This is a genomic window from Streptomyces sp. R818 (assembly GCF_056172735.1).
In genome coordinates this window covers 117,271-137,050 of the sequence record NZ_JAOCNE010000016.1, presented here as the reverse complement: position 1 = coordinate 137,050, position 19,780 = coordinate 117,271, and the positions used below count along the sequence as shown (strand labels likewise).

At 73.7% G+C, this 19,780-nt stretch carries 22 protein-coding genes; 18 read left to right on the top strand and 4 right to left on the bottom strand.

Features of this window, described 5'->3' with window-relative positions; genetic code table 11:
• The first annotated feature begins 263 nt into the window (after positions 1-263).
• The 5 genes from N5I75_RS39220 to N5I75_RS39200 all read left to right on the top strand — a co-directional run bounded on the left by N5I75_RS39220 (position 264) and on the right by N5I75_RS39200 (position 4,813).
• Positions 264-899: a ScbR family autoregulator-binding transcription factor gene (locus N5I75_RS39220; protein WP_476685225.1), complete on the top strand. Its 636-nt coding sequence runs from the start codon at positions 264-266 to the stop codon at positions 897-899.
• 72 nt (positions 900-971) lie between these two features.
• The gene (locus N5I75_RS39215) at positions 972-1,736 is read left to right on the top strand and encodes an SDR family oxidoreductase (protein ID WP_476685223.1); all 765 of its coding nucleotides are present in this window, start codon (positions 972-974) and stop codon (positions 1,734-1,736) included.
• 291 nt (positions 1,737-2,027) lie between these two features.
• Positions 2,028-2,912, top strand: coding sequence for a ScbA/BarX family gamma-butyrolactone biosynthesis protein (locus tag N5I75_RS39210; protein ID WP_476685222.1), 885 nt, complete (start codon positions 2,028-2,030; stop codon positions 2,910-2,912).
• 16 nt (positions 2,913-2,928) lie between these two features.
• Positions 2,929-3,891 carry an NAD-dependent epimerase/dehydratase family protein gene (locus N5I75_RS39205; RefSeq protein WP_476685220.1) on the top strand — a complete coding sequence of 321 codons (963 nt, stop codon included), beginning with the start codon at positions 2,929-2,931 and terminating at the stop codon, positions 3,889-3,891.
• Positions 3,892-4,078: 187 nt separating this feature from the next.
• Positions 4,079-4,813 carry a methylmalonyl-CoA mutase family protein gene (locus tag N5I75_RS39200; RefSeq protein ID WP_476685219.1) on the top strand — a complete coding sequence of 245 codons (735 nt, stop codon included), beginning with the start codon at positions 4,079-4,081 and terminating at the stop codon, positions 4,811-4,813.
• Here N5I75_RS39200 and N5I75_RS39195 read toward each other — a convergent pair.
• Positions 4,781-5,041, bottom strand: coding sequence for an acyl carrier protein (locus tag N5I75_RS39195; protein ID WP_476685218.1), 261 nt, complete (start codon positions 5,039-5,041; stop codon positions 4,781-4,783). The genes N5I75_RS39200 and N5I75_RS39195 overlap by 33 nt on opposite strands.
• A gap of 237 nt (positions 5,042-5,278) precedes the next feature.
• On the opposite strand from N5I75_RS39195, the gene N5I75_RS39190 reads away from it, so the two are divergent.
• The 11 genes from N5I75_RS39190 (at position 5,279) to N5I75_RS39140 (ending at position 15,944) form a co-directional block, all read left to right on the top strand.
• Positions 5,279-5,482, top strand: coding sequence for a hypothetical protein (locus tag N5I75_RS39190; RefSeq protein ID WP_476685217.1), 204 nt, complete (start codon positions 5,279-5,281; stop codon positions 5,480-5,482).
• Complete coding sequence (locus N5I75_RS39185) at positions 5,479-6,258, top strand: tyrosine-protein phosphatase (protein ID WP_476685216.1); 780 nt, start codon at positions 5,479-5,481, stop codon at positions 6,256-6,258. Before N5I75_RS39190 ends, N5I75_RS39185 begins: the two co-directional genes overlap by 4 nt.
• The gene (locus N5I75_RS39180; protein ID WP_476685215.1) at positions 6,255-7,577 is read left to right on the top strand and encodes a B12-binding domain-containing radical SAM protein; all 1,323 of its coding nucleotides are present in this window, start codon (positions 6,255-6,257) and stop codon (positions 7,575-7,577) included. Before N5I75_RS39185 ends, N5I75_RS39180 begins: the two co-directional genes overlap by 4 nt.
• The gene (locus tag N5I75_RS39175) at positions 7,574-8,692 is read left to right on the top strand and encodes an aminotransferase class I/II-fold pyridoxal phosphate-dependent enzyme (RefSeq protein ID WP_476685214.1); all 1,119 of its coding nucleotides are present in this window, start codon (positions 7,574-7,576) and stop codon (positions 8,690-8,692) included. Before N5I75_RS39180 ends, N5I75_RS39175 begins: the two co-directional genes overlap by 4 nt.
• Positions 8,689-10,503, top strand: a complete 1,815-nt coding sequence (locus N5I75_RS39170) for a hypothetical protein (protein ID WP_476685213.1) — start codon at positions 8,689-8,691, stop codon at positions 10,501-10,503. The genes N5I75_RS39175 and N5I75_RS39170 overlap by 4 nt, the downstream gene beginning before the upstream one ends.
• Positions 10,503-11,183 (top strand): 2OG-Fe(II) oxygenase family protein, encoded by a 681-nt coding sequence (locus N5I75_RS39165; RefSeq protein WP_476685212.1) that lies wholly within the window; start codon positions 10,503-10,505, stop codon positions 11,181-11,183. The genes N5I75_RS39170 and N5I75_RS39165 overlap by 1 nt, the downstream gene beginning before the upstream one ends.
• Entirely contained in the window at positions 11,180-11,737 is a 558-nt protein-coding gene (locus N5I75_RS39160; protein WP_476685211.1) for a P-loop NTPase family protein, read from the top strand. Before N5I75_RS39165 ends, N5I75_RS39160 begins: the two co-directional genes overlap by 4 nt.
• Positions 11,728-12,474, top strand: a complete 747-nt coding sequence (locus N5I75_RS39155; protein ID WP_476685209.1) for an HAD family hydrolase — start codon at positions 11,728-11,730, stop codon at positions 12,472-12,474. Before N5I75_RS39160 ends, N5I75_RS39155 begins: the two co-directional genes overlap by 10 nt.
• 67 nt (positions 12,475-12,541) lie before the next feature.
• The gene (locus N5I75_RS39150) at positions 12,542-13,948 is read left to right on the top strand and encodes a hypothetical protein (protein ID WP_476685208.1); all 1,407 of its coding nucleotides are present in this window, start codon (positions 12,542-12,544) and stop codon (positions 13,946-13,948) included.
• A gap of 86 nt (positions 13,949-14,034) precedes the next feature.
• A complete protein-coding gene (locus N5I75_RS39145) occupies positions 14,035-14,658 on the top strand; it encodes a 2OG-Fe(II) oxygenase (RefSeq protein ID WP_476685207.1) in 624 nt (207 codons plus the stop codon).
• Positions 14,655-15,944: an MFS transporter gene (locus tag N5I75_RS39140; RefSeq protein WP_476685205.1), complete on the top strand. Its 1,290-nt coding sequence runs from the start codon at positions 14,655-14,657 to the stop codon at positions 15,942-15,944. Before N5I75_RS39145 ends, N5I75_RS39140 begins: the two co-directional genes overlap by 4 nt.
• A gap of 10 nt (positions 15,945-15,954) precedes the next feature.
• On the opposite strand, the gene N5I75_RS39135 is transcribed toward N5I75_RS39140, so the two are convergent.
• The gene (locus N5I75_RS39135; RefSeq protein ID WP_476685204.1) at positions 15,955-16,803 is read right to left on the bottom strand and encodes a DUF4097 family beta strand repeat-containing protein; all 849 of its coding nucleotides are present in this window, start codon (positions 16,801-16,803) and stop codon (positions 15,955-15,957) included.
• A gap of 52 nt (positions 16,804-16,855) precedes the next feature.
• Positions 16,856-17,374 (bottom strand): hypothetical protein, encoded by a 519-nt coding sequence (locus N5I75_RS39130; RefSeq protein WP_476685203.1) that lies wholly within the window; start codon positions 17,372-17,374, stop codon positions 16,856-16,858.
• 376 nt (positions 17,375-17,750) lie between these two features.
• Between N5I75_RS39130 and N5I75_RS39125 the strand changes: the two genes are divergently transcribed.
• Positions 17,751-18,116: a hypothetical protein gene (locus N5I75_RS39125; protein ID WP_476685202.1), complete on the top strand. Its 366-nt coding sequence runs from the start codon at positions 17,751-17,753 to the stop codon at positions 18,114-18,116.
• 5 nt (positions 18,117-18,121) lie between these two features.
• On the opposite strand, the gene N5I75_RS39120 is transcribed toward N5I75_RS39125, so the two are convergent.
• A complete protein-coding gene (locus N5I75_RS39120; RefSeq protein WP_476685201.1) occupies positions 18,122-19,111 on the bottom strand; it encodes a helix-turn-helix transcriptional regulator in 990 nt (329 codons plus the stop codon).
• Between the two features lie 151 nt (positions 19,112-19,262).
• On the opposite strand from N5I75_RS39120, the gene N5I75_RS39115 reads away from it, so the two are divergent.
• On the top strand, positions 19,263-19,778 hold the full coding sequence (locus N5I75_RS39115; protein ID WP_476685200.1) for a hypothetical protein: 516 nt from the start codon (positions 19,263-19,265) through the stop codon (positions 19,776-19,778).
• The last annotated feature ends 2 nt before the right edge of the window (positions 19,779-19,780 follow it).

Below are 19,780 nucleotides of genomic sequence, written 5' to 3'. Positions count from 1 at the left end.
GAGTCGGATGTCGTTGCAACGAGCTGAAAGTGAACGCCCCTCGCGGCGCTCTCTCCCCTGGTCGTCGCCGTACCCGGTCGGCATATGCACGGATCCCATTGCGCACAAAAAACCTACCGAGCGGTTTAAATTGACTTGCCATTCGACCGGTTCCTACAGTCATGCGCACTCCGGGCGGATCCTCCCTTCCGCCCGTGGCCTCACGCAGTCGTACGCGGGTGGCTGATGTCGGCCCGTTCACGGACACGCGAGGTGAAGCACCCATGAAGGCGAAGCAGGAGCGGTCGGCGCGGACGCTGGAGCGGCTGATCGCGTCGGCGGCGCAGCTCTTCGCGGACCGCGGCTTCGTCCGGGCCACCCTCGGCGACGTCAGCGTGGCGGCCGGCGTCACCAAGGGCGCGCTCTTCTTCCACTTCGCCACCAAGGACGACCTCGCGGACGCCGTCCAGGCGCGCGGCGAGGACATCTGCGAGGCCGCCATCAGGTCCATCGCCCGGCGGGAGGAGTTCAGCCTCCAGGTCCTCGTCGACGCCACGCACGAGCTGAACCGGCTGCTGCGGGAGGACCCCTTCGTGCGGGCGGGCGTGCGCATCACCAGGGAGCGCACGAGCGGGGCCGGGGCCCCGTCCGACTTCTACCCCCTGTGGCTCGGGCGGCTGTGGGGCCTGCTCGACGAGGCCCGGCGCAAGAACGAACTGGACGGCGACGTCGCCGACGGGTCGGCCCGCACCCTCGTCACCGCCGCGGTCTCCGGGGTCGAGGTCCTCGCCTCGATGGGGGTGCCCGCGGACGAGGGCGACCGGTGGCTGACGCGGCTGTGGGAGCTGTTCCTCCCCCTCCTGATGCCGCCCGGCGGCCCGCACCAGGTACGGACCATGACCTTCACGGATCTCCCGTAGATTGCCCATGAGTGCTACAAACTTCACACGCCGGGGGCTGATCGCTCCTGCGGGGGAGTCTCAGGGGGAGACATGGGCGCTTTGGCGGGCAAAACGGCATTGGTCACCGGAGCGAGTCGCGGGATAGGACGCGGTATCGCGTGCCGCCTCGCCCGTGAAGGGGCCCTGGTCGGCGTGCACTTCAGGGGGAACGACGCCGCGGCCGACGAGACGTTGAGCGAGATCCGCGACGACGGCGGCAGGGCGTTCGCGATCCGGGCCGACCTCGGCGCCCCCGGCGCCGTGGAGATGATGTACGCCCAGTTCGACGCGGAGGTGGCCCAGCTGGGCGCGGCCCCGGGCCTGGACATCCTGGTCAACAACGCCGGGGTCAGCGGCGCGGCCCGCATCGAGGAGGTGACCCCCGAGCTGTTCGACCGCATCTTCGCGGTGAACACCAGGTCGCTGGTGTTCGTGTCGCAGCAGGCGGTCAAGCGCATCCACGACGGCGGCCGGATCATCAACGTCTCGTCGGCCGCGTCGCGCCTGGCCTACCCGGAGTCCCTCGTGTACTCGATGAGCAAGGGCGCCGTCGACACCTTCACCCTGGCCCTGGCCAAGGAGATGGGCGGCCGCAACATCACGGTGAACGCGGTGCGCCCGGGGTTCATCGAGACCGACATGAACGCCAGGAAGCGGCTGGACGCCAAGGCCGCGGACGAACTCGCGGCCTGGTCGGTCTTCAACCGCCTGGGGCAGCCCACGGACGTGGCCGACATCGTGCTGTTCCTGGCGTCCGACGCGTCGCGGTGGATCACCGGGCAGTGCATCGACGCGTCCGGCGGCTCCCGGCTGTGAGCAGGGGCGCTGTGCCGGCCTGACCACGCGTGAACGCGCACACCCTCAACAGCTCAACCCGTCCGTGTACCCGATTTGCCGTCCGCCACCTCAAAAAAAACCAGTCGACTGGTATTCTCTACTTGCTCACGTGGCGCATGGGGGTTTCGCGCCCTCGTTTGTTCTGCTCAGGACGCGTTTTAATCCGAGTCGACGTCTTAGCCAGGGGGACAAGTGAGTCCGCTCATACAAACCGACCGTCCGTACCGCGGAACGCGGCAGGACTGCGATGCAGACCTCTTCGAACAAACCGTGCCGCGCAGCCTCGTACACCGTGCCGCGGTCTCCGAGGTCCTCCTGACCGGATGGCGGAGCATCGAGGGCACCTCGTACCGGCTCGGTGCCCAGTGGTCCCGCGGGCACAGTTACTACGGGTCCGTCGCGAACCGGTGGCACGATCCGATGTTGCTTGCCGAATCGATTCGTCAGTCCTGTCTGCTCCTTGCCCACGAGGCGCTGGACGTTCCCATGGCGTATCAGTTCCTCACCACGCGCACCTTCTTCCAGGCGGACGAGGCCGGCGTGCGGCTGTCGCGCCCCGGGCGCCCCGCCCACGTCGTGCTCGACATGAGCCTGGCCGAGGTCAAACGCCGTGCGGGAGCGGTCAGTTCCTACGCCTACGATGTCGTCGCCCGCCGCGACGGTGAGCGCATCGGCACGGGGTACCTGAAGGGCCAGTGCGTCTCTCCGGCCGTCTACGAGCGGCTGCGCGGCGACCGCTTCTCGGCCCGGGCGTCGAGCCCCGCCGTCCGGCCCGTGGATCCCCGGCTCGTGGGGCGGGACAACGAGTTCGACGTCGTGCTCGGCATCTCCGTGGCCGACGGTGTGATGCCGCTGCGCATCGACCCGGACCACCCGGTGCTCTTCGACCACCCCGTCGACCACGTGTCCGGCATGGTGCTGATGGAGGCCGCGCGCCAGATGGCCGTGCTCGCGCTGCGCGCCCCCTCGGCCCTGCTGGTCGCCTGCGAGGCGAACTTCAGGCGCTACGTCGAGTTCGACGTGCCGTGCCTGGTGACCGCCGGGCCCGCGGAGACCGACGCGGCGGGCCGCAGCCACCTCACCGTCCGCTTCCACCAGGGCGGCACCGAGGTCGGCTCGTGCCGGGTCGCGCTGGACACCAGTGCCGAGGACTGAGGCGGGCGGGAGCGCGGTGGCCACGGCGTTCGCGCCGGCCGCCACGGGCACGGTGCTCGTCGCGGGCGGCACCGGCTTCATCGGGCGCGCCGTCGTGCGCGAACTCCGGGAACGCACCGGCACCGCCGTGCGGGTGCTCTCCTCCCGGGGCGGGCCCCGCCTCCCCGCCGGCTCCCCGGTCCGGCACGTCCGCGCCGACCTGACCCGCCGCGACAGCCTGCGCGGTGCGTGCGACGGCGTCACGACCCTGGTGCACACCGCCTCCTACGTCGGACGGGACGCCGAGCGCTGCGCGGCCGTCAACCACACGGGCACGCTGGCGCTGCTCGACGAGGCGCGGCGGGCCGGGGTCGACCGCGTCGTCCACGTCAGCACCGCCTCGGTGTACGGCGGCGGGCCCCATCGCGGGGCGCGCGAGGGGGAGTTGCCGCTGCGCCCCGAGTCCGCGGCGAGCGCCTCCAGGATGCGGGGCGAGCAGGCGGTGCTCGACGCGGGCGGCGTGGTCCTGCGCCCGCACCTCGTCCACGGCGAGGGGGACCGGTGGGTGGTGCCGGCCGTCGACCGGCTGCTGCGCGCCGTCCCCGTGTGGCCGGCCGGCTGCGACCCGCTCGTCTCGCTGATCGCGGTCCGCGACCTGGCCCGCTGCGTGGTCGCCCTGGCCCTCGGCCCCTGGGCGGCGCGCGGGCCGGAGATCTTCCACGCGGCGGACCCGCGACCGGTGCCGATGAGCCGCCTGCACACGGCCCTCCACCACGTCCTCGGCACCCCGCCGCCCTCCGCCACGGTCTCCCGCGCCGAACACCGCCGACGCGTCCGCACCGCCCTCCCCGCACTCTCCGACCACCAGTACGCCCTCCTCACCGAGGACCACTGGTACGACGCGGACGGACTGTGGACCCGCACGGGCCAGACACCGGGCCCCGGCCTGGAACAACGACTGACGGAGGCCCGCGACTGGTACCTCCGCCACGGCGGCTGACCACCTGGCCGAGCGGCACCCGGCCCGCCCCACCCGGCTGAGCGAGGGCTCCACCCGCGTACAGCCGTCGCTCCACCCGCTGTGCGTACCGTCTCGAGCGTTCGACGAACCTGTATCGCAGCATGTGGATCCGCCCGGCGGCCCGACCGTCGTCGCGGAGCAGCATCGTCAGGAGGCCGACACGCGTATGACCGTGGAGACCACTGCCCCGAGCGTGCGCGCGGGATGCGGAACCGTGGCGGAGGCCAACGCCCGCTACCGGCATCTGGTCGCGCACGGGGCGACCTGGCTGTCGGTCGCCTTCGACCTGCCCACACGGCTCGGCCACGACAGCGACGCCCCGGCCGCCGCCGGCGAGGTCGGCGGGGACGGCGTCGCGGTCGACTCGATCGACGACATGCGCGTCCTGTTCGGCGGCATCCCGCTGGGCACCGTCTCCACCTCGATGACCGTCGGCGCCCAGGCCGCGCCGCTGCTGCTCCTCTACCACCTGGTCGCGGAGGAACAAGGCGTGCCCGCCGACCGGCTGACCGGCGCCCTCCGCGACGGCGGGGCCGGGTCGCACCCCCTCCCGCCCCGCCCGGCGCTGCGGCTGACCGCGGACGTCCTCACCTACTGCCGGGCCGAACTCCCGCGCTGGGGAACGGCCGTACCCGCGGGGATCGACGACGGCGCCCCGGTATGGCCGCGCGCGGCCCTCCGCGCGCCCCGGTCCGACGCCGCGACCCGGCGGCAGAGCGAACGCCTCGCCAAACTCCGCGCCTGGCGCTGCGGGGACCGTGTCGCCGGCGCTCTCGCGGCGCTGCGCACGACCGCGGCCGGACCGGGCAACGTGCTGCACCCGATGAAGGAGGCGCTCTCCGCCGGGGCGACGATCGGCGAGGTCGGCTCAGCGCTGCGCGAGGTGTGGGGCCGTGGATGACGTGATGAACGCGTCGATGGCGCGGACCGACCGCAGCTCGTCCGCGTCCGGCACCCACCCGTCGAGGTCGACGGCGTAGCGGTCGCAGATCCAGGCGACCAGCTGCATGACGCCCATGCTGTCCAGGACGCCGTGGGCCAGCAGGTCCTGGTCCGGTGCGAGTGCGCCCGCCGAGGGCCCGCCGATCTGCGTGGCCAAGAACTCTTCGATCGCCTGGGAGTGACGCATCAGGACTCCTTTGCGGACGCGTGCCGGGCCCCTCGGTTGTATGCGCCGCACCTCGCATCCCGCTCGAGCGCCGCTGAATGGGGACGCGCTTCGAGAATTGCTCTCCGGAATCGCTGGAGAGCTGGTCGATGAAGTGCCCTCTCTCTTGTTGCCGCACGGGCCGGGTGTAATCGTTCGGGGCGGGCCGCACTCCGGGTCCACGTGTTCTTCCCTGCTGATTCCCGAGGAAGGTTTCTGATGTCCGAGAACGAGATGACAAACCGTTCGTCCGACGGCTGGGACGGCGAGATCGCGGCGAACGTCTCCGCCGACTGGGACGGCGAGATCGCGGCCACCGTCTCCGCCGACTGGGACGGCGAGGCCCTCCCGAACGAGGCCCGCCTGAGCAGCGAGGGCAACCTCGACGCCGCCTCGCTCAATGACGGGCTCATCGCGGAATGACCCGGCGCTGGGGCGCGGGAGAGCCCCGCGTTCCAGCCTCCCGCCATCTGAACTCCCGCGACATCGGCGGAATACGGACCGCCCCCGGAGAGGTGACCGCGCCGGGGGTGGTATTCCGGACCGCCGCCCTGGAAAACGCCCTTCCGGGCCTGGTTCTGGACATGGCCCGGGATATCGGGGAAAGCAGTCGCGAGAAAGTCCATTTCCTCGATCTGCGGGCGCCGTCCGAAGTGCACGAAAAGCTTGTGCCGCACGACCGCGTGACAGTGCACCGCATACCGCTGCGCGACCCCGACGCCGCACACGTGCCCCCCTCCGCACGCGGCCCGGAGCACTTCGCCCAGCAGTACGTACGCATGGTGCCGGGCGCCGTGGCCGTCGTGGAAAGGCTGCTGCGCGTCGTCGCCGAGGGCACCGGACCGGTCGTCGTCGGCTGCCGGCTCGGCAAGGACCGCACCGGTCTGGTGATCCTCCTCCTGCTGCGGCTCCTCGGCGTGAGCGACCGCGACAACCGCGCGGAGTTCGCCCGCACAGGACGGGCGCTCGCCGGGCGCCGCGACTGGCTCGACGGCTACGCCGCACGGCGGGGCGAGACCCCCGCCGAGGTGCTGCGCCGCTGCGACCTCCCGCCGGGCGTCCCCCAGCACGTGCTCGACGTCCTGCGCCTGCGCGCCGCACGGGGCGCCCCGGGGCCCGCTCCCCGGACGGCCGCCGACGCGGCCCTGTTCCGGCGAGCCCGCGCCCGCCTCACGCGACCGAAAGGTGAACTGGCATGAAGGTCCTGGTCCTGTGGCCGCCGCACGTCCCCAGCTACTTCAACGCGGGACACCACATCAGCACGTTCCTGACGGCCAACTACCTGCGCACCCTGCCCGAGGTCGACCGGGTCCGCGCCGTCGACGCGGGCGCCCTGAACTACACCTGGAAAGAGATCGGCGACCTGCTCTTCCAGGAGCGTCCTGACGTGCTGGCCGTCATGAACGACTTCGACAACGTCGACGACCTGCCCCGCCTGCTGACCTACGTGCGCACGCTGTCCCCGGAGACCAAGGTGGTCACCGCCGGACGGCTGAGCAGCCAGGCGCCGCGCTCCTTCGACGCCTACGACCTGGACGCGGTGGTCGTCGGCGGCGACCCGGAGTCCGGCGTCGCCGCGTACGTGCGCCACGTCGCGGGCACGCAGCAGGCGCCCCTGCCCGGCGTCGTACTGCGCGGCCAGGACCCGCGCGAAGCGGCCCCGGGCACCTTCCTGCCCGCCTCCGAGTGGGTCCTGCCCGCCGTCGAGGAGATCCCGTACCAGGCCTACGAGCGGATGTACCAGCGCGACCAGAACAAGTTCTGCGGCATCCCCAACCGCCGCGAACTGGTCGTCCCGGCGTCCCGCGGCTGCCCGGTGAACTGCTCGTTCTGCGAGGTCCCCACCTTCCAGGGGCTGCGCGACCGCAGACTGAGCGTCGAGCGGACCATCGACTACATCCGGACCTGCTTCGCGGCGCACCCCTTCGAGTACGTGGCGTTCTACGCGCCCACCTTCACCCTCGACCGCAAGTGGACCGAGCGGCTCTGCCGCGAACTGATCGAACTCGGCAGCCCGTACCCGTGGAAGTGCGCGACGACCGTCGCCCACCTCAGCGAACCGCTCCTGGAGTCGATGGCCGCGTCCGGCTGCGTCCGCGTCAGCGTGGGCGTGGAGACCCTCGACCCGTCGGGGCACGCCGCGCTGCCCCGCCTCAAGCGCATGGAGCAGCAGCGCTACGAGGAGCTCGCCGCGGCCTGCAACCGGCTCGGCGTCGAGCTGAACTGCTTCGTCATCATGGGGCTGCCGGGGACGACGCCGCAGGGCGCCGAGGACACCGTGCGCGCCATCCGCGAGGCGTCCGGCCGGGTCCGGCCCACGGTGTACTCGTCGATGGACCGGCTGCGCGCCGCGACCGGCCCCGCCGAGGCGTCGGCGTTCAACCGCCAACTGCTCCACCCGGACGAGGTGCCCGACCGCGAGACGGCCGAGCGTTTCTACGGCCTGGTCTACGGCCGTGAGGACTGGGTGACCCCGGTGACCGAGCGCGTCCCGCAGCGGCTGGAGCAGGCCCGGTGACCGTCGTCAGCGAGCCGCGTTGGCGGCTGCCCGGGGCGCCCGGGGCGCCCGGGGCGCCCGGGGCGGTGGTGCGGGACCGGCGCGCCGCCGACCCGCGCGTGAACCTCAGCTCCAACGAACTCCACCACCCCCAAGTCGCCGCCCTCGTACGGGAGATGACGGACGGGTTCGACCCGGCCGTCCTGCGCGGCTACCCGGTGCAGGAGCCCGCCGCCACCGCCGCGGGCGCCCTCCTCGGGCTCTCCCCGCACCGCCTGCTGCTCTCCGCGGGATCGGACGCCGTGATCCGGCTCCTGCTGACCTCGCTGCGCGGCGCCTTCCCCGGCGGCCTCCTGCTCCAGGAGCCCAACTACGAGGCGTGGACGCAGGCGGTGGACGCGCCGCTGTGGCGTCTGCGCAAGGTGGCCTCGCCGGACGGCACGGCCACCGCGTCCGCCGAGGCGATGCTGGCCGCCGCCGCGCAGTCCGAGCCCGCCCTCGTCGTCGTCTCCTGGCCGAACGGGCCCGCCGGTTACACGCCGGACCTCGGCCACGTCGCCGAACTGTCGGCCGTCTGCCGCGGCCGGGGGCACCTGCTGGTCGTCGACGGCTGCTACGCCGGGTTCGCGGGCAGCCCCCTGGAGGTGGCCGCACTCGCCGACGACCACTGCCTGACCCTGCTGAGCTGGTCCAAGATGTTCGGCTTCGCGGGCGGCCGGCTCGCCGTCGCCTGCGGCGGCCCCGACCTCGTGCACCGGCTGCGCGCGGCCCGGCAGGAGGACCACGTGTCCGCCTGGGCGTTGCACGCACTGACCCGCACGGACCAGGTGTACGACCGCTTCGCGCGGGTGTGGCGGGACGTCGCCGCCACGCGGGAGGCGACGCGGTCACGGCTCGCCGCACGCGGTCACCTCGTACCGGAGTCCGGCGGCAACTTCCTGCACGTACCGCGACCGACGGCCGCGTCCGCCGCCGGGCTGACCGCCCGCCTCTCGCACAGCGGCTACCGCGTACGGGATATGGGGGACACCACCGGACTCCGCCACCACGTCCGGTTCACCGTCGCCCACGGACCGGTCGGCGAGCGGTTCCTGGACTGCCTGGAGCGGCACCTCGCGGAGGTCGGCGGGGCATGACCACCACCCTCGGCACACCCGCCGCAGCGCCGCGCACCGGCCACCACTGGCAGGCCGTGGCCGACTGGTACGGCCTCGGCCCCGCCCCGGCCCCCGGCGAGGGAGCGCTGCCGATGCTCTGCCCCACGGCGACGGAGCCCGGCGAGCCGCCCCGCGAACTCAACGCGCTCTACCGCACGTTGCAGGCGCACGACGACGGGGACCTCGGACTCGGCGCGGAAGGAATCCACTTCGTCCGCGCCAAGGCCCGGCACGCCACCGGCGTCGCGTGGCGGCACGACACGCTGCTCGTCGACACCCTGCACGCCACCGTCCTGCTCGACGGGGAGCAGCGCACCCCGGACCGCGACGCGCTGCGACGCGTGCTGACCGAGGGCGTGCGCCGCCTCGTCGTGGTCGCGCACGGCGACGGCGGCCACCTCGACCTCGGCCCCCTCGTCGCGTGCGGCCTGTACACCTCCGTCGAACGGGACCTGGCGTCCGGCGCGCCCCTCGAACGCGGCTGCCGCGCGGGCGTCTCCTGCAAGCGCTCCCGCGACCACGACAACGTCCTGCTGTGCCGCGACATCAAGGCCGGCAGCGTCGTCCTCGTAGCCTGCAAAGCCGGTTCGATCATCGACCCCGCCTTCCCCTCCACCACCAACGTGGTGGTCGGCTTCCTCGACGGATACGCCGTCACCGTCGTCGCACCGCCCGGCAACGCGTCCGCCTCACCGGCCATCACCCACGGCCTGTACGCGCTGGCCGGGCACGCCGCGCCGCACCGCGTGCGCTCCTACCTCGACGACGTGTCAGGACGGGGCCGCCTGCACTACCGGATCTTCGGCGCACCCGGCGCGACGGGGACCGACGCGGACGCCCCGCACTCCGGGTGCGGGGTGACCGTGCACCCCGTCGAAGGGCCCGACGGCGGCGAGCGGCACTTCGCCCTGCGCGTGTCGGACGACACCGCCCTGCGCCCCGGCGTCGACAGCGCCTACGGGCGCCGCCACCTCGTGCTGCCCGAAGGGCTCTCCCCGGACGTGGTGCGGCTCGTGCCCGACTGGGCGCCCCGCGCCGCGGACCTGGACAGCCACCGCCTGGACCTGGAACGGATGCGGCTGATGTACGGGCAGCTGACGGCCGCCCTCGTCTCCTCGCCCGCCCGGCGGCGCGCCCTCGAACTCGGCGAACGCCTTGCCGCCCTGCGCCACCGGCACGAGGCCTCCCGCCTGACCGCCGTACGCCGCCTCGCGGGCGGCGCCGCCCACGGCCTCGTCACCCACCCCGGCGGGCAGGAGGCCACCCGCCAACTGCTCGACGCCTGGGGCGAGGCCGTCGCCGAGACCCTCGAACTGCTCCTCGTCCAGCAGGACCCGGCCGACCTGCTCACCTCGGCGATGTGGCCGCAGGGCGAGCGGCTCGGCCAGGAGGGCTGCGAGGTGTGCGGCCGCCGCATGCACCTGCTCACCTACCGCGACCTGCTCGGCTCCACGGGCCGCCTGCGCCACGACTGCCCGCACTGCGGCAGCCGCCGCACCACCCCGGACTCCACCGACTCCTGCGTCACCTTCCGGCTCGTACCGGGACCCGACCCCGCCCTGGAGGTCAACCCCGAGACGGCGCACGGCAGTTGCCACGTCGTGTGGCAGGCCGCGTTCAAGAACAGCGCCACCGTCTTCCCCGTCCGCCGCGCCCGCCTCGGCACCACCCCCGAGCGACTGCCGCTGCCCGTCCCCGACGACCTCACCGACCAGCTCCACACAATCAAGGCCGTGGTCGTCAGCGGCAGCCAGATGTGGTCCTGGCGCACCCGATGGAGGGCCCGCTGATGTCGACGGCGTACGGCACCACCGCCCCTGCCCCGGCCGGCCCCGAGCCCGGCACCCGGCACGCTCACCCCTTCCCGCACGTCGTCTTCGGCCCCGGCGCCCTGCTCGGCGCCGACGCCACGGCCCGGCTCACCGCGACCTTCCCCGCCCACCTGCTGCGCACCGCCCGCCACCGCGACGGCGGCGACAAAACGTACACCGTCCACGCGCTGACCCTCCACCGGCACGGCGCCCCCGCCCCCGAACTGGACGGCCTCGACCCCGTCTGGCACGCGGTGGTGCGCCACCTGGCCTCCCCGGCCCACGGCCGGCGCATGCTGCGGCTGCTCGGCCTGCCCGCCGCGCCCCTCGACATCGAGGTGCGCCTGACCGAGTACCGCGACGGCGGCTGGATGTCCCGCCACACCGACCGCGCCGACAAGGCGTTCTCGCAGAACGTCTACCTGTGCCCCGGCTGGCGGCCCGACTGGGGCGGCGGCCTCGGCCTCTACCCGACGCGGACCGCCCCCGCGCCCGCCACGACGTTCCTGCCCGGCGACGGCAACTCCCTCGCCTTCGCCCGCTCCGAGCACTCCTGGCACGAGGTCTTCCCCGTCGAAGCGCGGGCCCGCGCACCACGCCGCGCGCTCCTCCTCCACGCCCACTGGGCCCGCACCGGGGAGGCGCCGTGCGGCTCGTGATCGTAGGACCCCCGGGAGCGGGCAAGACCCGCCTCGCCACCGCCCTGGCGGCCCGCACCGCCGTGCCCCTGTACGACCTCGACGACCTGTACTGGGGCAGCGGCTGGACCCGCCCCGCCCCCGAGATGTGGCGCGCCCGCCAGCGCGAGGTCGCCGCCCGGGACAGCTGGATCATCGCCGGGAACTTCCAGCCGACCCTCGACATCCGGCTCCGCCGGGCCACCCACCTGATCGTCGTCGACCCCGGCCCGGCCGTCTGCCTGGCCCGTCTCGTCCGCCGCACCCTCGGCATCTACCTCGGCCGGACCGAGGAACTGCCGCTCGGCCTGCGCGCCGAGGGACGCATGCGGGCCGGACGCGGACTCACCGGCATCGCCCGCATCGCGGCCCACTACCGCCGCGTCGAACTGCCCAGGACCCGCCGCCTCGCGCACACGCACGGACTGCGGCCGCTGTACGCCGGACGCGCTCCGGACCTGCCCGGCCTCCTCGACGCTCTCGCCCAGCTCGCTCCCGCACCCTCCCGCCCCGACAGGAGCACACGATGCGCGTGACCACGCAGGCGCCGCCGCGCGCCGTGGCGTTCGACTTCTTCGGCACCCTCGGCCACTGGCGGCCCGGCACCGTCGGAAGCCCCGCCCAGGTCCTCTACGACGCGGCCCCCGACCGCACCCGGATCGACACCGTCCACCTCGTCGAGCTGGTGGAGGGGGTCAACGGCACCGCCCAGTGCGACGCGCCGGTCACCGCCGCGGCCTACGCGCGCTGGGAGGAGGACAGCTGGCGCGCCGCCGCCCGCTACGCCCGCGTCCCCGTCACCCCGGCGCTCATCGGGGAGTTGCGCGCCGTCCTCGACGCCCGCCGCCTCGAACTCTACGAGGACGTCCGCCCCGCGCTGCGGGCCCTGGGCGACCACGGCATCCCGTGGGTGCTCTGCTCCAACGCCTCACCCGACGTGGAGGGCAAACTCGGCGCCCTGCTCGGCCCCGGGCTGCGCCCGCGCGGCTGCGTCGTCTCCTGGCGGACCGGCGCCCGCAAGCCGCACCCGCGCATGTTCACCGCCGTGCTCGACGAACTCGGCCCGCTCACCGCCGCCGAGATCCTCTTCGTCGGCGACCGCTACGACTGCGACGTCGCGGGCCCCCGCGCACTCGGCTTCCGCACCGCGCTCCTCGACCGCGACGGACGAGCGGGCCTCCCCGCCGCCGACCGCGCCGCGACCACGGTCTGGAGCGACCTGCGCCCCCTGGCCGACCTCGTCGGCAGACCACTCGCAGACCACCGCTCGTAGATCACCGTTCGCGCACCACCCCGCGCGGATCGCCACTCGTAGATTTCTGTGGAAGGCGGAGTCCACCGTGAGCAGCAACGCCCCGACCCTTTCCCCCGTCCTGTCGCCGGACCGCCTCACCGTCCGCGGCGGCGGCCCCGCGCGCGGCCGCGTCACCGTCTCCGGCTTCAAGCACGTCATGGTGCTCGCCGTCGCCTACGCCGTCGGCTCCCGGCGGCGCACCGTCCTCACCAACGTGCCGGACATCCTGGAGACCCGCACCTACCTGGAGCTCCTGCCCCGACTGGGCGTCCACACCGCGCAGACGGGCTCAAGCCTGCTCCTCGCCCCCGGCGACCTGCCGACCGACGACGACACGACCGGCGCGACCGGCGCGGTCACCACGATGCCGCCCGTGGCCGAGACCATCCACGGCAGCCTCTACCTCCTGCCCCCGCTCCTCGCCCGCGGAGGCCGCATCGGCTTCTCCGCGTTCGGCGGCTGCCCCATAGGCAGCGCCGAGGACCGCGGCGCCCGCCCCTGGCGCCACATCGTGCGCGTACTGGAGCGGTTCGGCGCCCGCTTCGACGCCGCACGCCGCGAACTGACCCTGCCCGCAGGGCACTACCGGGCCGCCGAACTGGACCTCGGCCTGTTCGCCGACGACCCGGACCGGCTCACCGGGGCCGAGTACTCGGGCGCCACCAAGGCCGCCGTCCTCGCCGCCGCGTTCGCCGACGGCACCACCGTCCTCCACCGCCCCTACCGCAAGGCGGAGCTTGAGGCGCTGCTGTGCCTCCTTGAGCAGGACGGCGCCGACGTGCGGCGGGCACCGGACCGCGTCGAGATCACCCCGCGCCCGGCCCGCCGCCAGGACCCGCTCACCTACGACCTGCCGCCCGACCTGCTCGAAGTGGTCACGTGGACCACCATCGCCGCCGTCACCGGCGGCCGCGTCCGCCTCGCCAACGTCACCGCCGAGACGCTCCACGACGGCCTGCGGGCGGAGTACGGCCTGTGGCGCGCGGCGGGCGTGCGGTTCGCCGAGGACGACGGCGGCCTCATCGTCGGCGCCCCCGTCGGCCGCTTCGCCCCGCTGCCCGAGATCCGCGTCGATCCCACCACCATCTACAGCGACTCGCAGCCCCTGTTCACCGTCCTCGCCACCCGGTGCCCAGGGCCCACCCGGATCGTCGACGGGGTGTGGCAGGGCCGCTACCACCACCTCGACGGACTCGCGGCGCTCGGCGCCGACACCCGCCGCACCCCGGACGGTGTCCTCGTCGGCGCCTCGCCCCTGCGCGTCCCCGCCGACGGCGTCCAGGTCCACGCCACCGACCTGCGCTGCGCCGCCGCGCTCCTGGTGGCGTCCCTGGCCGCGAAGGGCGGGCCCGTGCACATCACGGGCACCCAGCACCTCGACCGCGGCTACGACCACCTGCCGGAGAAGCTCGCCGACTGCTTCGTCGACCCGCCGCTCGCGCCGGCGCTGTGACCCCCGTCGGCGTTGTGACCGTCGCCGGCTCTGTGACCCCCGCCGGCCCTGTGACCCCCGTCGGCTCTGTGACCCCTGGAGTCCGTATGCCTTCCGAACTGCGCCGCCGCACCCCGGCCGACGCCCTCGCCGACGCCCGCCTGCGGACCCGGCCCTGGTCCCACGCCTGGCTGGACCAGGCACTCGACCCCCGCCTCGCCCAGGACCTCGCCCGCTCCTTCGACGACCTCGTCCTCACGCCCTGCGCGCAGTACGAGGGCGAGAAGACGTACCGCATGGCCACCCGCCCCGTCGCCGTCGACGACCCGGGCTCCTGGCCCGGCGGCCCGTGGCCCGAGCTGCTCGACGCGCTGACCTCACCCTCGTACCGCGAGCGGATGGCACGGCTGACCGGCGTCGACCTGGCCGGGGCACGGCTGTCCGTCAACCTGTGGGAGTACGCGGGCGGCGACTGGCTCTCGCCGCACGTCGACAAGGCCGAGAAGATCGTCACGCAGATCCTCTACCTGAGCGACGGCTGGACCCGCGCCGACGGCGGCGAACTCCTCATCCTCGACGGCCGCGACGCCGCCCGCCCCACGGCCGCCCACACCCCCGTGCTCGGCAGCGGCGCCGTCCTCGTACGGTCCGACGACTCCTGGCACGCGGTCCGCAGCCCGGCGCCCACCGCCCCGCGCCGCCGGTCCGTGACCGTCACCTTCCTGCGGTGAGCGGCGTCCGGGAGCGCCCGAGGAGCGGCGCCGCCACGCGCGGGACCGGGGACTTCACGCTGCTGTGGTGCAGCGAGACGATCTCCCTGTTCGGTACGCAGATCACGCTGGTGGCCCTGCCCCTGACGGCGGTGCTCACCCTCGACGCGTCCGGCCCGCAGATGGGCCTCATCACCGCCACCGGATGGCTGCCGATCGTCGTGCTCGGCCTCGTGGCCGGAGCGTGGTCGGACCGGCACGACCAGCGCCGGACCATGCTCGTGTGCCACCTCTTCCGGGCCCTGCTGATCGGCGCGATCCCGCTCCTCTCCGCGATCGACCTGCTCTCCGTCCCCCTCCTGCTTCTCCTCGCCTTCGCCATCGGCTGCTTCAGCGTCTTCTTCGACGTCGCCTACCAGACGCTCGTGCCGCACACCGTCCCCTCCGACGGCCTCGCGCGCGCCAACGGCCGTCTGGAGATGAGCCGTTCGTTCGCGCAGCTCGTGGGGCCGACCACGGCCGGGTTCCTGGTGGTGCAGTTCTCCCCGGCAGGGGCGCTCACCCTCGACGCCGCGTCCTACGCGGTCTCGGCCGTCTGCGTCCTCGCCATGACGGCACGACGCGCCCCGCGTACGCCCGCACCCCAGGAAGGGGCCGTCTCCGCCGCGCCTGCCCGGAGCCGGCTCCGCGACGACCTGGCCGAAGGGCTCCGCTTCATCGCCCGTCACCGGCCGGTCCAGCTCGTGATCGTCGCCGGGGCGGCCTCCAACCTCTTCACCGCGGGCCTGATGGCCCTCCAGGTCCTGTACGCCACCCGCGACCTCGGCATGTCGCCGCGGACCATCGGCGTCTGCCTCGCCGCGGAAGGGGCGGCGGCCCTCATCGGCTCGGCCCTGGTGACGCGCGTCATCGCCCGCGGCGGAGAACCCCGTACGGTCCTCATCGGCCTGGCGCTGCTCACCGGCGGCGGGTTCGTCCTCGCGGCCACCACGCGGGAGTGGTCGTGGGCCGGGTTCGCGGCGGCCCAGTTCGCGTTCGGCCTCAGCTCGCCCCTGATCAACGTCGCTCTGGTGACCCTGCGCCAGCGCCTCACACCCGAGCACGTACTGGGCCGCGTCAACGCGGCGGCCCGCGTCGGCATCATGTCGAGCCTGCCCCTGGGCTCGCTCCTCGTGGGCGTGATGGCGGGATGGGCCGGCAACCAGGGCGCGCTGTGGTTCTGCGCCGTCGGGCTGGCGGTGGTGCTCGCGATGACGGCGCGGCCGTTGCTGCGCGTGCGGGGGGCCGGGTCCGGGGCGGGGGTGTGAGGACAGGCTTTCAGCCCAGGGCGCGGCGCACCTCGACGTTGCCGTGTCGCGTACGGGCCCGCACCTCGACTCTCTCCTCGCCGTCGGCGGGGCCGGCGGACGTGGCGAGGGAGTTGAGGACCTGCCCGGCGACGGAGCCGACGTCGAGCCACGCGGCCGTGCCCGCGCGGATGCCGACCTCGATGACACCGTCGGAGGTCTCCACCTGCACGACACCCCGCGCGATGTCGAGGAGCCGTACGGCCCCGTGGGCGGTCGTGGCGGTGACGGAGCCCTGGGCCCGCTCGACCGTGATGTCCCCGTCGGCGCCGCTGACCCGCAGCTCACCGGTGACCTCGCCGACGGTCGTGCTGCCGTGCGAGTTCCTCAGGACGGCGGCGCCCTCGACCGCCCCGACGCGCAGACTCCCGGAGCTGGTGGTGATCTCCGCCGGGCCCTCGACGCGGTCCACGGTCAGGGACCCGTGGGTCGCGGTCAGGTGCAGCGGCCCCGTGGTGCCGAGCCGCACGTCCCCGGACGAGGTCTTCACCCGGACCTCGCCCAGCGTGCCCTCGCCGCGCACCTGCGCCCAGGCACCGGTGACGTCCAGGCGCGACCCGGTGGGCAGTTCGACCGTGACATCGACGGTGCCGGTGCGGCCGAGGCCGAAGAGAGCGCCCCTGGGCGTCCTGATCTGCAACGAGCCGTGGGAGAAGGACACCTCGGTCTGCGCGGCGGCCTTGACGTCCAGCTCCCGCCCCGCGTCACGGGGCCGCGCCTCGACGACGGTCTCGACCCGCGCACCGGCCACGAACCGAAGCGACCCGGCTTCCAGGTGAGCGGTCACCGAGATCGGCTGGGGGGTGTCAAAAGCAGGCATGGTGATCCCGTCTGGTCGGTGCCCTGGCGTCCGGAGATCCGTCACCGGAACCTCAGCGCACCCAGCCGGTGAAACTCTGCCCGACGGCCCGGGGCCGCTCGGTCGCCCGGGGCCGCGCGGCGCCCGGCTCGACAGCGGCCGCCACGGCCCGCACCAGCCAGGCGTTGACCGAGAGACCCTCCCGGCCGGCCGCCTCCTCGGCGCGCGCCTTCAGGTGGGCGGGCAGGCGCAGATTGACGCGTGCGGTGCCGCCCTCGTCGGCGCGCTCGGCCGACGGGGCCGCCGGGATCTCCTCCCGCGGGCCCGTCTGCCCCTGCGGCAGATCGCCGGGCGGCAGCGTGACGACGAAGTCGGGCTCCAGCCCGCGCAGCCGCACGTCGACGGAGCCGGGCGCCAGCTCCCGCGTGACGTCACCCATGGCGGCGGAGAGCGCACTGAGCAGGGTCAGCCGGGCCGCCGACTCCAACGGCGCGGTGAGCCGCTCGGCCAGCTCCCGGGCTTCCTCGCCCCCGGCTGCGGCGGCCACCGCCAGCTCGCGGCGGAGGGTGTCGACGTACGGCGTCAGATCCATGACGCCATGATGGCACCACGCGCGAGAGTACGCACCGAACGTGCGCAGCACTTCAACACCGCCTCGACCTGCGCACATAACAGCCAAGAGGCCCACCGGTCCCCGCATGGCACCACGTGGTGCCGAACAGTGCGACATCAGGACTCGGCATGACCCTCTTCCAGCGGCCCGCGGTGCCGATCCCGGAACGGGCAACCACCCCACCCCGCGGCAGTTTTCTGCCAGGCAGCTTCCTGACCTCGTGTGATGCGGACAGGCGTGGGGGCGGGGTGGTTTTCTCTTCTCAGCGGCCGGAAAGCGCGGGGAACGCGGACCGGCCCGGGGGAGCTGAAGCATCACTGGCTCCATGCGCACTGTCGTGAACCAGATTGCCCGCATGGAATGGAGACCTCTCGTGGCCCGTACCAACCGTTGTATCTCCGCCGTCGTCACCCTCGTCGCCGCCGGCGTGCTGGCCGGTGTCGCCGGCGCCGCGCCGGCCCAGGCGGCCGACGCGCTGGGGCGGACGCCGCAGGCCACGACCCAGGACTTCACCTGGCCGACGCCGCCGTCGGGCCGTCCCGGCCCGGGCGGGCTGCCGGACCTCGGCGACCTTCGGGATGTGCGGAACGCCCTGGACTCCGCGTCCGACTTCACCTGGCCCATCGAGGGCAGCAAGGCGCCGGGCGACTTCACCTGGCCGACCGGGCCGAAGCACTCGCCCGACGACTTCACCTGGCCCGCGCCGCCGGTCAAGCCGTGACGTCGTCAGATCCACTGGCGGCGAGCGGCCTGGACCCCCGCCTCGAACCGGCTGGACGCCCCGAGCCGTTCCATCAGCTCGGCCACGATGCGCCGCTCCGTGCGGACACCGATGCCGAGCGCCCGCGCCACGGCCTCGTCGGTGAGGCCGGTGGCGAGGAGCTGGAGCAGCTTGCGCTCCTGCGGGGTCAGTTCGGTCCCCTGGCCGGCCCCCGCGGACGGTTCCTGGTGGAAGGGCGAGGCGTGCTCCCAGTACGCCTCGAACAGGGCGCGCATGGCGAGCACCACCGGCTGGCTGCTGAAGACGAGCGCCGACGGCCCGGACTGCCCGGGCAATCCGGCCACGACCGCCGCGGTCGTGTCGACGATCAGCAGCCGCATCGGCAGCGTCGGGGACGTGCGGATCTCGCTGCGGCGCTCCGCCATCCACTGCGCGTGCGCACGGGTCACCCGGTCGTTGGTGACGCTGTCGAGGTAGATCGAGCGGAAGCGGACACCGCGGGCGAGGGCCCGTTCGTTCAGCGGCCTGGCCGCCTCGATGGACTCCTCGGTCAGGCCGCCCACGGGGTGGAAGGCGAGCGACTCGTGGCGGCAGGACTCGGCGAGCGCCTCCAGACGGATCCGGATGTCGTCGACGTTGACGAGTTCCTCGGTGCCGTCGGAGCCGGGCCGGCTGGAGGTGGCGTACTCGGCGGCGAGCGCCGCGAGCGCGGCCCGGTTCTGCTCGATGCGCTGCTGCCGCCAGGCCAGTTCGTCCTGCTCGCGCTGGAGCAGGACCTTCAGGCCGAGCGAGGGGTTGACCGCGCGCATGGTTCCGGGCGAGTCCCGTGAGGGTGCCAGGAGCGACAGGTCGGACAGCCGCTCAAGGGCCGCCTTCACACAGCTGAGATCGATGTCGAGGAGCAGGGCGAGCCTGTCGGGGTCGTGTTCCTTGTGGAACAGGATCGCCCGGTAGACGCCGAGCGTCTCCTGGTCCAGAGCTGATGACTCGGCCACGTGGTGTCCCCCTGAACCGCGCGTACGGTGCCGGTCGTTCGCACTCGCACTCGCCTGCGCGCGGCACGAACGACAGACATGGGGGATCGTCACGATCGACGCCCCCGTGATCGTTCACATATTCGTCACACTACCCCGTTCGGGAGTTCCGGTGTCCCCTTCAACTACCTTCTCTTCTCCGCCCCTCGCCGGTGCCGTCGTCCTCGTCGTCGACGCGACCGCGGGTGTGGGCCGCCGCATCGCCACCCGGCTGTGCGCGGCGGGCGCGGCGGTGGCGGTGGTCGCCGCGGGGCATCCGGGGCGTGTGGACGACGCCGCCACGAACGCGGCGTTCCTCTGCAAGGAGCTGGCGGACATCGGGATGGTCGCGCTGCCCTACCAGGTCGACACCGAACGGGCGGAGACCTTCCGGGCCCTGCCGGACCAGATCGCCGCGGACCTCGGCGCGGCCACCGCCTGCGTGGTGGTGATCCCGCCGGGCGGCGCGGCCGGGCCCTTACCGGCGGCCATGCGCGTCGCCGCCGAGGCGATCGCGGCGGGGCTGCCGCCCTCCGCCGTGCTCCTGGAGGTGGCGGCGGTCGAGGACCTGGAGGACCAGGAAAGGCTGGTCCAGGAGGTCATGGGGTGGCTCTCCGCCACCCGCAGCAGTGCACGTCGCGGGTGCTGACG